The organism is Thalassotalea insulae (assembly GCF_030161395.1).
GTDB lineage: Bacteria > Pseudomonadota > Gammaproteobacteria > Enterobacterales > Alteromonadaceae > Thalassotalea_E > Thalassotalea_E insulae.
Map to the genome: position 1 here is coordinate 34619 of NZ_BSST01000001.1, position 13050 is coordinate 47668.

The 13050-nt window shown below is 35.7% G+C and carries 14 protein-coding genes and 1 pseudogene; 1 reads left to right on the forward strand and 14 read right to left on the reverse strand.

The window, feature by feature from the left end; genetic code table 11:
- Positions 1 to 65: 65 nt before the first annotated feature.
- From QQK06_RS00240 to QQK06_RS00250, 3 genes are all read right to left on the reverse strand, one after another.
- Positions 66 to 464 carry a hypothetical protein gene (locus tag QQK06_RS00240; protein WP_284242501.1) on the reverse strand — a complete coding sequence of 133 codons (399 nt, stop codon included), beginning with the start codon at positions 462 to 464 and terminating at the stop codon, positions 66 to 68.
- Between the two features lie 509 nt (positions 465 to 973).
- Entirely contained in the window at positions 974 to 1291 is a 318-nt protein-coding gene (locus QQK06_RS00245; protein ID WP_284242502.1) for a hypothetical protein, read from the reverse strand.
- Positions 1292 to 1401: 110 nt separating this feature from the next.
- Positions 1402 to 1950, reverse strand: coding sequence for a hypothetical protein (locus tag QQK06_RS00250; RefSeq protein WP_284242503.1), 549 nt, complete (start codon positions 1948 to 1950; stop codon positions 1402 to 1404).
- Between the two features lie 209 nt (positions 1951 to 2159).
- Between QQK06_RS00250 and QQK06_RS00255 the strand changes: the two are divergent.
- Positions 2160 to 3113, forward strand: a pseudogene (locus QQK06_RS00255) (IS110 family RNA-guided transposase).
- A 742-nt stretch (positions 3114 to 3855) separates the two neighbouring features.
- Here the strand turns inward: QQK06_RS00255 and QQK06_RS00260 are convergent.
- The 11 genes from QQK06_RS00260 to QQK06_RS00310 all read right to left on the reverse strand — a co-directional run bounded on the left by QQK06_RS00260 (position 3856) and on the right by QQK06_RS00310 (position 12846).
- A complete protein-coding gene (locus tag QQK06_RS00260; RefSeq protein ID WP_284242504.1) occupies positions 3856 to 4152 on the reverse strand; it encodes a hypothetical protein in 297 nt (98 codons plus the stop codon).
- A 112-nt stretch (positions 4153 to 4264) separates the two neighbouring features.
- The gene (locus QQK06_RS00265) at positions 4265 to 4606 is read right to left on the reverse strand and encodes a hypothetical protein (RefSeq protein WP_284242505.1); all 342 of its coding nucleotides are present in this window, start codon (positions 4604 to 4606) and stop codon (positions 4265 to 4267) included.
- 108 nt (positions 4607 to 4714) lie between these two features.
- Positions 4715 to 5167, reverse strand: coding sequence for a hypothetical protein (locus QQK06_RS00270; protein ID WP_284242506.1), 453 nt, complete (start codon positions 5165 to 5167; stop codon positions 4715 to 4717).
- A gap of 412 nt (positions 5168 to 5579) precedes the next feature.
- A complete protein-coding gene (locus tag QQK06_RS00275; protein ID WP_284242507.1) occupies positions 5580 to 6044 on the reverse strand; it encodes a DUF3592 domain-containing protein in 465 nt (154 codons plus the stop codon).
- A gap of 527 nt (positions 6045 to 6571) precedes the next feature.
- The gene (locus QQK06_RS00280; protein ID WP_284242508.1) at positions 6572 to 7114 is read right to left on the reverse strand and encodes a hypothetical protein; all 543 of its coding nucleotides are present in this window, start codon (positions 7112 to 7114) and stop codon (positions 6572 to 6574) included.
- A gap of 115 nt (positions 7115 to 7229) precedes the next feature.
- Positions 7230 to 8654 carry a phosphoribosyltransferase gene (locus QQK06_RS00285; RefSeq protein WP_284242509.1) on the reverse strand — a complete coding sequence of 475 codons (1425 nt, stop codon included), beginning with the start codon at positions 8652 to 8654 and terminating at the stop codon, positions 7230 to 7232.
- A 601-nt stretch (positions 8655 to 9255) separates the two neighbouring features.
- On the reverse strand, positions 9256 to 9462 hold the full coding sequence (locus QQK06_RS00290; protein ID WP_284242510.1) for a hypothetical protein: 207 nt from the start codon (positions 9460 to 9462) through the stop codon (positions 9256 to 9258).
- 119 nt (positions 9463 to 9581) lie between these two features.
- Positions 9582 to 9962 (reverse strand): hypothetical protein, encoded by a 381-nt coding sequence (locus QQK06_RS00295; protein ID WP_284242511.1) that lies wholly within the window; start codon positions 9960 to 9962, stop codon positions 9582 to 9584.
- Between the two features lie 114 nt (positions 9963 to 10076).
- Positions 10077 to 10865, reverse strand: coding sequence for a hypothetical protein (locus tag QQK06_RS00300; RefSeq protein ID WP_284242512.1), 789 nt, complete (start codon positions 10863 to 10865; stop codon positions 10077 to 10079).
- Between the two features lie 822 nt (positions 10866 to 11687).
- Positions 11688 to 12032, reverse strand: a complete 345-nt coding sequence (locus QQK06_RS00305) for a hypothetical protein (protein ID WP_284242484.1) — start codon at positions 12030 to 12032, stop codon at positions 11688 to 11690.
- Between the two features lie 619 nt (positions 12033 to 12651).
- The gene (locus tag QQK06_RS00310) at positions 12652 to 12846 is read right to left on the reverse strand and encodes a hypothetical protein (RefSeq protein ID WP_284242514.1); all 195 of its coding nucleotides are present in this window, start codon (positions 12844 to 12846) and stop codon (positions 12652 to 12654) included.
- Positions 12847 to 13050: the final 204 nt, after the last annotated feature.

The following is a 13050-nucleotide window of genomic DNA, read 5'->3' on the forward strand; positions in this document are numbered from 1 at the left end:
AACGCCGTAATATGGGGCGTATAAATGCTTGGCTATAATCGCGAAGAATGAGCGCCAGCCAAGCTTTAGGCGTCCATTTCATTAATGCGCTTGTTATATTGCAATACAACCAACTTATAATAACCAAGCATATATGCAATAAGACCCACAACATAAGCAACTGACGAAGCAATTTGCACACCTGCACCGGTTAATCTACTGAGAAAGTTAGCATCAAAAAAGGTTGATTTCAGTAACAAAACAAAAAACGGTAACATAATTACACCAATCAGAAATCTTAACGTTAGACTATTAACAATAAAAGTCGAAAGAAATAATCCCGATTGAGATAACACACCTAAAAGCAAGAAAACTATTAGGTAAGCAACATTAACGTTTTCACCTACCCCAACAGAAAATGAAAGTGACAGATATGAGAACGCTAAAGCAAAAAAAATGGCAACAGCTCTAATAAAAAGATTCATTCAACACCAATGCTTGAAGGCAATATAACGCCCACATTAAGGGGCTTTTTATTAGTTTGCTAAAATTGTGTAGCGCAGCGAAACCGAGCAAACTGTAAAAAGTCCCGCTTTAATTGCTTGTTATATGTTAAACCAAGCTTTCGCGGCACTGCCGCCAACACCTGAGCACTTGATTAAACCACATAGTTTAAATTTATAAACACACTTAAAAGTTTAACAAGCTAATAGAAAAAGAAATGTGACGTTAATCCATTAACCTGATTGAGTAAATACCTTTTAAGTGCGCCCTAGCCTAATGTTACTTTGAACAAATTTGTTAAACAACACCACGGTTTAAAAACCAAATTGAATTGTTTGATTGCACAAAGTTAACCTTAAACGAAGCAACCAACCACAGAATTCATGAAAACATATAACGCCCCATTCAGGGGCTGATAATAGCTTGCTAAAATTGTGAAGCGAAGCGGAACCGAGCAAGCTGTTAGCAGTCCCGTTACTGTAATGGCTTGTTAGCTCTTCTCTTTAAGAAGCCTTTTAACTTCAGCTATTTGTTTAGAACAACTATCGTTAGCTTTTCTATACAATTTGAGATATTTATCCTCAACGTTTTTTATTGAGCCTTCATCATGTCCTATATTTTTGTACACACTTGTTAATAAAGCAGTTGCTAATACTGGGTTTGATTTTCCACTTTCTAATTCTTTTGTAGCTATTTCATTTAAGCAATCACCTAAATTAGTCAAAGCTATTTCGATATCGCTTTGAGCAAAACTAACTCCAGATAATGGTATATATAATAATGCACATAGTTTCCAAATTTTCATCATACTTCCTTGAAGTGCTAACGCCGCGTTAAACGGCTAAGTAATGCTTGCTAAAATGTGAAGCGAAGCGAAACCGAGCAAGCATTACGGTGTCCGACTTTTTAAACGCCTTGTTAGTTGCCTGTTACTATTTTGAAATATACATAATAAACAGGAATAGACATAGCAAAGATGAACGCTAAACCTAAAAGTTTAATTATTTTTATTGAAAATACGGCTTCTTCCAATGTTTCATTTTCACCTAGTTCAACTGTTTGGACAAATTCATTTGCCGGAGTCCAGAAAAAAGAATAATGATGACGGTTGACCCAAACCGACCAGTAAAGCATATATACAAACATTAAAGTTGAATAAACAATTATCTGAGACAAATTAATTATGTTGAAGTAAATAAAAAACAATCCGAAACATGCAAATGTTGAAAGGATCTCACCTACAACATAATAGCTAGACTTTGGGTTAATCGAATACATCGAATAAACAGATCCCAATACAACAACTAGTAAATAAATATAAGCCCAGACTGGCATATAACTCCTAAAGGCAACTAACGCCCCAATCAGGGGCTGATAATAGCTTGCTAAAATGTGTAGCGAAGCGGAACTGAGCAAGCTGTTAGCAGTCCCGTTACTGTATTGGCTTGTATGGATAATAACAGCCAAATCTTATTATTCTTTTTAATCCTTTTCGGGTAGTGTGAGGCCCAAGCTTTGGCTGCAACCAAAGCCTTTTTATATGGTAGTTCGATGATTGGCAGGCTCCTCTATTGAGAGACCGATAACAAGTACGAACGCCATATAAAACTCCAAGCACTAAACTCGGATAGTCAACTGGGCCTCGAGCCCGAATAGCAAGGCAGAGTCAGCTTATTATGAATAACAAAAATAATCAAAACGAAATAAATGTTGGTGTTGATACTGGCAAATCACAACTCGATATTTACATACGCCCGTTAGATATTTATTTCACCGTGACTAACAACGAAATAGGTATTTAAAAGGCGATTAAGGAAATCAAAAAACATAAACCAACACGCATCACTATTGAAGCAACTGGACGTCTTGAGCAAGACTTTATTATGGCTTGCGCAAAAGCTAATTTGCCTTTTGTTGTAGCCAACCCTGCACATATCAAAAAATTTGCAGGTGCCATAGGCCAGCATGCAAAAACAGACAAATTGGATGCACAACTTATTGCTTATTACGGTGAAGCGATAAAGCCCAAGCTTTCAATGCTAAAGCCCGCTACCATGCAATTGATGAGCGACTTACTTTCTCGTCGTAGACAATTGATAGGTTTACAAACCATGGAAAAGAACCGTCTAAAAATCATGCCAAAAACAATCAGCAGTATGATTAATCCCATTTTAACTGCCATTAAAAATCAGCTCGATAAGCTAGACCAAAAACTACTTAAACTAATGGAAAGCTGTGATGATTATAAAACTAAAAACATGATAATCCAGAGCATGCCTGGTGTTGGTAATGTCGTCGCTTTCAACTTACTAAGCGATATGCCTGAGCTCGGTTATCTAACGAATAAACAAGCATCGTCATTGATTGGTGTTGCGCCATTTAATAAAGAAAGTGGTATCTATCAGGGCACAAGACAGATACGAGGGGGACGTCCCAAAATTCGAACGGCAATGTACATGGCGATGATGTCCGCAATCCAGTGTAACTCAGTTTTTAAAGGTACTTACGAACGGTTATTAGCGGCAGGAAAACCCAAAAAAACAGCATTAATTGCCTGTGTAAGAAAGATGATTGTGATCTTAAATTCAATGGTAAGAGATGGTGTCATGTGGGCTCCTAAAATGAGTTGAGAATTAGGAATTGACACCATAGTCACTTGTTATATGTCGCCTAACCCACGTGGTGTTCACCAGGTGCTTCTCCACCTAGAGGCCGTTTTTGTTTGGAAACGTGAACCTCTTGGTTACGATTGAATACCCACATTATTACAGCCCCGACAAACGGAATTAACCAAACGACTATAGTTTGACCCACTTTTTGAAACTTTTCTAAATCATCTCTACGGAATAGAAATAGGCTAACAGCAATATTAATTATTACTAGTATGGATATAAGTATTATCACCGAACTTTCCATTTCACCTTTCCTATAAAGACATATAACGCCCACATTAAGGGGCTTTTTATTAGTTTGCTAAAATTGTGTAGCGCAGCGAAACCGAGCAAACTGTAAAAAGTCCCGCTTTAATTGCTTGTTATATGTTAAACCAAACTTTCGTGGCAATGCCGCAAACACCTGAGCATTTGATAAAACATATAAGCTTAAATATTTAAATAAACCTAAAAGTTTAACTGGAATAGAAAAGTGAGTATTGAATTCACTCCCTGAACATTAAGGCTTATTCCTTTAAATTAATGCCGTACTTTAAATTCTTAACCACGTTTTAACAACGAATATTTTCAAGAATTCTGAACAACATATAACGCCGCGTTAAACGGCAGAGTAATAGTTGGCTAAAATGTGAAGCGAAGCGAAACTGAGCCAACTGTTACGTGTCCGCACTTTTAAACGCCTTGTTATATGCCGATTTGATTAAAATACTAATTTGTAAATACCAAAAATGGGAAGCGCAACCATCCAAATGAACAATATAAAAGGTATTACAATACCCCATATACCTTCCTTGTTTTCTATTTCTGATTCGTCCCATGGTTGCTCTGATAATGCAATATGACCAAAATCACTTTGGAACTGGTCTTTGATTTCGACACATTTACTTTCTAAAGCTTCATCTATCGCAAACTTTAATGCCTGTAGACCTTCACGATTACCTAGAATACAGTCTTCCTGTGTCTCATCATATATTTTCACCCAGGGATGACTTTTCACTCAAACTCCTTCAGGCATATAACGCCCCATTCAGGGGCTTTTAATAGTTGGCTAAAATAACGAACGTAGTGAGGGAAGCCAACTGTTAAAAGTCCCGCACTGCAATGGCTTGTTATATGGTTTTTCTACGGAACAAACTGTATACCCAAATTAATAAGCACACCAAATTTATAAATAAAACTAAGAGCAAAATATTTATTAGCTCTTTTAACTCAATGATTCTCGAATTTGAACTTTGCTTAAGAAAATCGTAATTAGTCGCCAACGAAGTTATTACTGTACCAAGTGCTTCTTTTTCAATAGAGAGAAAATCTTCACTTTTTAGAGCAGCAAGAGCATTCACTTGTGGTTGCTCCCAATTTTCATGTGCCGTTGCATAATCATTAATTTTATAACCATACCCCAAAGTAAATAAGGTAATAGATATTAAAACTAATATTGAAATTAACTTCATACTATCGAACCATATAACGCCCGCATAAGGGGCTGATAATAGTTTGCTAAAATGTGAAGCGGAGCGGAACCGAGCAAACTATTAGCAGTCCCGTGCTTAATGCGCTTGTTAGCAGCTCATCTTCTCCAAATGCCCCTTAACTATACCAGTGACGCATGCTGTTTCAATTGCGTGTGGAAGAAATACTCTTAATACCGCACCGTTCTTAGCCAATACACTATTTTGATGTTGCTCTGGAATTCGGCTTAAATCAAGGGTATCTGGCATTGGACTATTTGACTGGATAAGTACGATGCCAAATTCGTTGAATGCGTCTATATTTTCAAGAAATTCTTCAGTTTGTATTTGTAAGTCATATTGAATATCCCGTACTTTGGCACTAATGAAGGAATTTTTATCAACAGGAACTGTAGATTCCCACCATTGAACAACAGGATTTGGCATGTGCCCTAAAATCCAGATATACGGAATTTTGGGATCTATAAATTGGGCTAACATTTTCACATCTGCATTTTTAACAAATGTTTGTTCGTATCCGTACTGGTCGATTTCGATATTCATGACAATGACTGCTAACGCTTTAAACAGCGGCTAAGACACGTTTGCTATAATGCGCGCAGCGCGAGCAAGCGTGGCGTGTCCGCCTGATTTTACTTGTTAGCTGGCAACGATACCAAGTCAGTAAGTAAAACCACTTTGTTGATTTACCGCTAAACTAATTGATTACGCTGAAAAGGTAAATAATTAATTGAGACTTTACATAAAGTTAAGGCATAACCATTTAAATTAAACGCCTGACTTTAACTTAACACTAAGTTTAAATAGTTAACCAAGAAAAGTACGCCAAGCGATAAAAGTGAAAAGCTTAAAACAATAAAATAGTTTTGCCTGCTAACGCCCTAATAATGGGCGAAAAATTGTTGGCTAAAATGTTGAGGAACGAAAACAGCCAACTGTTTTTTGTCCTTATTTATTAGCTTGTTATACCTCGCCGTACAGCAATAATTGAAAACAATATACCAGCGAGGCTTAAAAATAAAACAATATAAAAATCATTCCTCGAATTACGCTCTGGCTCTAAAACAGAAAAGTTAGGTTTTTGGGTATCGAAATAAACCTGAACTTTTTTACCCACGGGATACCTGCTTAATATTTCAGTTACGCTGGCTTTATCATTACTTCCTTTAAAGCCAAACCCAACACGAGAATTAGTGTAATTAACTCCGTTAACTTCATAGTTGTATGAGATGTTAAAACGGTAATTTGGTCTATGTCCGTGGGTAATTTTAGATTCAACGATTTCGCCATTAACCGAGGAAAAATCGGTGGTTGTAATAAAGTAGCTTCCTCTTACGTCCTCAAACCTGAATATTAAAATTAAGATAGGAATCGCAGTAAACCAAAGAGCTAATTCGTATTTTTTATAGAAATTTTTCACCCAAACTCTCAAGAGGTATAACGCCCCATTCAGGGGCTTTTAATTGTTGGCTAAAATAACGAACGCAGTGAGGAAAGCCAACTGTTAAAAGTCCCGCACTGCAATGGCTTGTTAGGTGTAAGCCTCTCAAAACACCCGTTTATCTTCTGCACACTTTAAACCTACAACCTGATTTTTAATGTTTACTTCTGCTTGTATGAACGAGCTATGAAGCATTACATAATCTGCATGTGGTGAAAATAAATGAAGGGATACTTCATCATTTACTCTATCAATTCTGTGTACCTTACCAAATAATGATTCTAAATCATTAAGAGTGACCGGTTTTTTTAAGGAAATACAGGTGTCGTAATACTTGTTTATACTTTTAGTGTCGTAGCAACCAGAAAGTAAAAACACAATGATTATTGTAATTAAACTCGAACGCATATTCCCTTACACCTAACGCCCAACTAAGGGGCTGATAATTGTTGGCTAAAATGTGAAACGAAGTGGAACTGAGCCAACAGTTAACAGTCCCGCTTTAGTTACTTGTTAGCAGTAAATTTACTCCAAAGCATATCCGACTTTTTTTGTAATTCGGAGTCCCAAAGCGATAACTCTAATTGATGTATACCTTTTTCATCAACGGAACAACCGAGCAACTGAAGGTGCTTAGTTCCATCAAGGGATTTATACCCGTCATCGGAGTTAATCACATTGTTACCAACTTTTAGCTTTTTAGTTTGCTTTAAATGAGCATATTTAGCGTTATATAGTTGATATAGCTTTTGAAATTCTTTATCACATAGATCTGAGGTATTGAATTTCTTTTCTGCCGTTATTGAATAAATAGATTTGTCTGATTCAATAATTTGTATAGTTAAAACATCAAAATTCTTTGCTGCTTCAATACTGCTAGTTTCTAATTTTAAGATTCTGGTCGGATATTCATTTGACGTTGAATCCAAATATTTTTCCGAAATGGGTTTACCAACATAAAACCCTAGAAATTGAGTTAAGTCTTCTTTTGGGGCTTGTGAGCACCCAACAAAAAGTAATATGAGAATCAATATACCAAACTTGAACATGTACATCCTTTTACTGCTAACGCCGCACTAAGCGGACTAAAATAGTGGGTTATAATGTGTAGCAAAGCGAAACGTAACCCGCTGTTTTAGTTCCGTTTAAGTGCCTTGTTATATTCTATTTTTCAGCTTTACTTTTAATTGCGTCAACCAACGATTTTATCTTATCTTCATCTAAGAATTTATCTACAATGATTGCCAGATTACGCTCTCTTACTGAACCTGGAGCTTTTCTAATTAGTCTCATTTCTATGTGTCTAGTAGAGATAGTTTCATCGACTTCAAAAATTTCTCGTTCAAAGTATTTTGAAAACTCTTCACTCTTTATAATTGCATCAATATCAGCGTATTTGATGATATCTTCAATTTCAATATAACCATCTTCACCAACAATTTTTTGCACACTCTCAATTCGTGATTTTCTTGGGTCATCTTTATCTAGAGCAATAACAAACCTTTTAGCTAGCTTACCTAATGATTTTAATAATTTATCAGAGTACAAAGGCCCTACAGAAATTGTATCAAAGGTTTTTAAGCCAAAGTTTTCATACTTTTCAGCGAGAAGATCAAAGAATAATTCATCGGTTTTTCCCTCAACAAATACTGTGAAAGATGATTTGTCTTCTGGAGCTGGTTTCTTAGGTGGCTTAGACTTTTCTAACTTCGGGTAATGTTTATCGATGCCCGTTATGCCTGAAACTCTGTTAAATAGAGGGATCCAACCAAATCTATTTCCCCAAACTGACTGTAATGTGCAATTAGGTGTGTTGTAGTAAAAAGTAATAAGTGCGCCTATTCCCCCATATCCTAAGCCACCATAACCCGACATTTTTTTAAATACGTCTTGTCTATCCTGAAATGACAAACCATCGTAAAATCTTGAGTCAAATGACTTTAGAGTATCTTTCTCATCGTACTCTAAAGCCGAAAAAACCTCTGCAAGTTCCGTTTCTTGGACTTTCTTTATTCCATCTTTCATCCCAACAGCAGTTAAAACAAAAATATTTTTCACACCCAAAGGAATCATTAACTCAGCAACTTCTTTAAGTTCCTTTGCGGATTGGTCACCTGTAGCAATTATGTCATCAACCAAGACTAAGTTTTCAATTTCACCTGCTTCAATAAATTTTATTGAATCCTCGTCTAAAAAATTAGCTGAAGCCAATTCATTTATTAGGCGAAAGTTGTACGCTATCATTGCTCCACTTTTACTTGCTCCGCCAATAGCTGCAAACATTGTATTTTTGAGTGATATATTTATCTTTTTTGCTTTAGCTCTTCTCATTAATTTTGAGTAGGAAATTGCTAATGCGGAATTAAGCTCGTCTGGGCCAATTACATTCAAATTTTTGATTATTCGAAAAGCAAGATCAAAATCTTCATTATCAAACTGAAGCATCCATGTTACGACATCTTCTAGGTTTTTTTTTGTAGGCCATGAAGATATCACTTCTTCTATGTCAGAAAGCCTTTTCTCGATTTCTATTGGATATTTCAATTCAATCTCCGTTGTTGAAATTTGTGAAGAATATAACGCCGCCATATGGGGCGCATAAATGCTTGGCTAAAATTAGCGAAGAATGAGCGCAAGCCAAGCGTTTTGCGTCCAATTGCCATTATGGCCTTGTTAGCTATACCTGAATACATATGCCCGACCAAGATACACTAAATGTATAGTGGCTAAAATTGGTAGTAAATAGAAAACCAAGCCGTATTCGTTAGAGCCCAATAAGATACACGTTAATATTATTGCAGCAATACCCGACACTATAAATAGCCGCATTTTCGCTGGTGTAAGATACCCTTGTGTAGGGTTAAACAAGTGTAAAACTAAACATATTAGTGCTGTAAGCCCTAAGCTCCCGCCAATAGTAGGCAATAGATAAAACATTACTTCAGGCTCAAACGGAGAAGGACTGAAGAAAATTGCAGGTACGAATATGAAACTCATAGCCAGCATAATAGTAGCTGGCCCAAAACATAGGATAACCTCTAACAATATTAGGAATCTAAATAATGGCTTCATATTGGTATAGCTAACGCCCTAATAACGGGCTAAAAATAGTGGGCTAAAATGGAGCGAAGCGAACAGTCCGCTGTTTTTAGTCCTGTTAATTTGCTTGTTATATGCCTAACACACTGTTTTAAGAAGCAATAGCATAATCAATGATGACACCATAACAGCTATAAACAATAATGAATAATCCCATGTACCGAATTATTTTCAAGAAGCTAGGACTAAAATTAAGGTTGAGTTTAGCGGTATCTAAAAATTTACCGTGAGATATTTGAACAAGAATAACACCAAGAGCAAAGACAATAATAAAATCTATCCAGTATCCTAAATCCATTTATTAACTCCAATCCTTGAAAGGCTTATAACGCCCTGTTAAGGGGCAAATTGTAGTTGGCTAAAATGTGAAGCGAAGCGAAACCAGCCAACTGTAATTTGTCCCGCTTGAACAGCTTGTTATGAGTACATGTGATACTGAACTAGAACACAGCCGAAGGTAAAAACCACACCAAAATTAAAACCAAACTTGGCATACCACAAAGGTACTACGACTTTATCAATTTTCTCAGTTGGAGATTTTGACTCTAGCCAAAAACCGTAAACCCAACCAAGAATGTTATGAGTAATATACAGAGCAGGAATTAATACCTGCCAATTTTGAAACTCTAAAGCAAATAAAGCAACTATAGAAACAATTGCCCACAAAAACTCTATCGTTGAAGTAATCATGGCAAATTGACCAATTCCTATGACGCCTTGGTTTTTGATTATTAAATAACCATCATAGATTATAATCAGTCCAATAATGATACTAATGCTTAAATATACTTCTAACATTGCTTGTACTCATAACGCCTAAATAACAGGCAAAAAATTGTTGGCTAAAATTAGCGACGAAGGAGCAAAAGCCAACTGTTTTTTGTCCTTGTTGATTTTCTTGTTAGCTTTCAATTACTCATACAACATTTTAAATGAATTGAAAGATTTAGGAACGAAAGACTTGAACAGATCCAAATCGACATTCTTAGTTGTTGTTAATGTCCAATAATAATAATCGAGCAACCATTGATACTTATCGATAATTCGCTGGTCATCATTCTCTAACATAATTGATTCTATATGTTTCATTTCAGCGAGGACTATATCCTGATTTTCTCCATTGCTATTTATTAACTGTGGCGCAAAATGGACAATTAATTCACCTGAATCGTGTATCAGTAATTGCTTAGCCTCAATAGACAAGCAAGAGAAAACTTCTCTATCAACTATTATCCTTGGATAAGTAGCCTGTTCACTTTCTATTTTGTATGCTTTTTCTAAAGCTGAGGAAGCTAAAAATTCAAAACCGTATTCATTGTCAACATGATTTTCATGTAGTCCTGTCGATAACCCACCTCGAACAAACAATCCTTCAAAGCTTAGGTGAGCAGATAAAATCTTACAGGTATTAATCAAGCCAAAAAGAGTATCGTTACCATTACTTCTTTTGGGGAGAGATAAAACTATACTATCAGAAAAAAACTTAATATTAAGTTGGCTTATATCAATGAGTACGGAAGATATATTAATAATACTTAATGAATGGGATAGAGCTCGTTTGAACCTACCAAGTAAATTGAACTCTCCCTTAAAGTACTTATCCGACTTATCTTTATACCCGACAATATCTAGAAAAGCACAATAATGATCTGAAGCTGTTTTAGAATAATCGTCGATTGAATTCCATTCGTTTGTTGGCATGATACTCCTTTGAAAGCTAACGCCCACATTAAGGGGCTTTTTATTAGTTTGCTAAAATTGTGTAGCGCAGCGAAACCGAGCAAACTGTAAAAAGTCCCGCTTTAATTGCTTGTTATATGTTAAACCAAGCTTTCGCGGCACTGCCGCAAACACCTGAGCATTTGATTAAACCACATAGTTTAAATTTATAAACACACTTAAAAGTTTAACCGGCTAATAGAAAAAGAAATGTGACGTTAATCCATTAACCTGATTGAGTAAATACCTTTTAAGTGCGCCCTAACCTAATGTTACTTTGAACAAATTTGTTAAACAACATCAAGTTTAAAACCTTAAATAAACCCATTGATAAAACCACGTTAAACCTTTAACGAAGCAACCAACCATAGAATTCATGAAAACATATAACGCCCACATTAAGGGGCTTTTTAATAGTTTGCTAAAATTGTGTAGCGCAGCGAAACCGAGCAAACTATAAAAAGTCCCGCTTTAATTGCTTGTTATATGTTAAACAAAGCTTTCGCGGCACTGCCGCCAACACCTGAGCGCTTGATAAAACACATAAGCTTAAATATTTAAATAAACCTAAAAGTTTAACTGGAATAGAAAAGTGAGTATTGAATTCACTCCCTGAACATTAAGGCTTATTCCTTTAAATTAATGCCGTACTTTAAATTCTTAACCACGTTTTAACAACGAATATTTTCAAGAATTCTGAACAACATATAACGCCCCATTCAGGGGCTGATAATAGCTTGCTAAAATTGTGAAGCGAAGCGGAACCGAGCAAGCTGTTAGCAGTCCCGTTACTGTAATGGCTTGTTAGCTCTTCTCTTTAAGAAGCCTTTTAACTTCAGCTATTTGTTTAGAACAACTATCGTTAGCTTTTCTATACAATTTGAGATATTTATCCTCAACGTTTTTTATTGAGCCTTCATCATGTCCTATATTTTTGTACACACTTGTTAATAAAGCAGTTGCTAATACTGGGTTTGATTTTCCACTTTCTAATTCTTTTGTAGCTATTTCATTTAAGCAATCACCTAAATTAGTCAAAGCTATTTCGATATCGCTTTGAGCAAAACTAACTCCAGATAATGGTATATATAATAATGCACATAGTTTCCAAATTTTCATCATACTTCCTTGAAGTGCTAACGCCCACATTAAGGGGCTTTTTATTAGTTTGCTAAAATTGTGTAGCGCAGCGAAACCGAGCAAACTGTAAAAAGTCCCGATTTAATTGCTTGTTAGAGGTAATTTTAGCCAATATTAAATATCATAAATGCAAAAAGAAAAACACTAAACAAACAGACTAACTTCACAGCCAAAACAGAAAATATTCCTGTTAAGTATATAATTAAAGCTTCTAATCTATCTGTACCTACAACCAATATAAGTAACACAGCGGCTAATGATAAATACCCAAAACATACGAAGACAATTGGGAAAATAGCGGTGTCCGCTGAAAAAATTAAGGAAATACCCAACAAAAATCTAATTACAAGGTCTGTATATTTTGCCAATTTTGATTTTATAAGGATTGGCATCCAGTCGATTAATTTTTGCGGGGAATGAATACAGAAAGCACTTAGTAATACCATCCCAAATGAAATCAGAATAATTATTGATTGCCAGACTGTATAGAACACTCCATTTACCTCTAACGCCCATTTAAGGGGCTGATAATTGTTTGCTAAAATGTGTAGCGAAGCGAAACCGAGCAAACTGTTAGCAGTCCCGCTTTAAATTCTTGTTATGTGTTTGATACACAAGGCTAAATAGACTAGTGCTTTAAACCATTTTCTTTGAGAAATTTATCAGATTTACGTTTTGAACGAGCCTCTGATTTTAAAATCCCTTTTTGAGCTATTAAATCAATATTGTGATCAAACACATATTGTTTGAATTCAAGACTTCCGTAGTCGTAGCCAGACTCGCGAACTACTTGTTTTATAGTCATATGGATACTATTCGACATTTATGCTCACCTAAACCATAGAAACACATAACGCCCACATTAAGGGGCTTTTTATTAGTTTGCTAAAATTGTGTAGCGCAGCGAAACCGAGCAAACTGTAAAAAGTCCCACTTTAATTGCTTGTTATATGTTAAACCGAGCTTTCGCGGTATTACCGCAAACACCTGAGCGCTTGATAAAACACATAAGCTTAAATATTTAAAT

Excerpts from the sequence above, each read along its gene's own strand:
- QQK06_RS00290 (WP_284242510.1), bottom strand. The coding sequence starts at position 9,462 with ATGGATTTAGGATACTGGATAGATTTTATTATTGTCTTTGCTCTTGGT.
- QQK06_RS00285 (WP_284242509.1), bottom strand. The coding sequence starts at position 8,654 with ATGGCGGCGTTATATTCTTCACAAATTTCAACAACGGAGATTGAATTG.
- QQK06_RS00240 (WP_284242501.1), bottom strand. The coding sequence starts at position 464 with ATGAATCTTTTTATTAGAGCTGTTGCCATTTTTTTTGCTTTAGCGTTC.
- QQK06_RS00270 (WP_284242506.1), bottom strand. The coding sequence starts at position 5,167 with ATGAATATCGAAATCGACCAGTACGGATACGAACAAACATTTGTTAAA.
- QQK06_RS00300 (WP_284242512.1), bottom strand. The coding sequence starts at position 10,865 with ATGCCAACAAACGAATGGAATTCAATCGACGATTATTCTAAAACAGCT.
- QQK06_RS00310 (WP_284242514.1), bottom strand. The coding sequence starts at position 12,846 with ATGTCGAATAGTATCCATATGACTATAAAACAAGTAGTTCGCGAGTCT.
- QQK06_RS00280 (WP_284242508.1), bottom strand. The coding sequence starts at position 7,114 with ATGTTCAAGTTTGGTATATTGATTCTCATATTACTTTTTGTTGGGTGC.
- QQK06_RS00295 (WP_284242511.1), bottom strand. The coding sequence starts at position 9,962 with ATGTTAGAAGTATATTTAAGCATTAGTATCATTATTGGACTGATTATA.
- QQK06_RS00265 (WP_284242505.1), bottom strand. The coding sequence starts at position 4,606 with ATGAAGTTAATTTCAATATTAGTTTTAATATCTATTACCTTATTTACT.
- QQK06_RS00245 (WP_284242502.1), bottom strand. The coding sequence starts at position 1,291 with ATGATGAAAATTTGGAAACTATGTGCATTATTATATATACCATTATCT.
- QQK06_RS00305 (WP_284242484.1), bottom strand. The coding sequence starts at position 12,032 with ATGTGGGCGTTAGCACTTCAAGGAAGTATGATGAAAATTTGGAAACTA.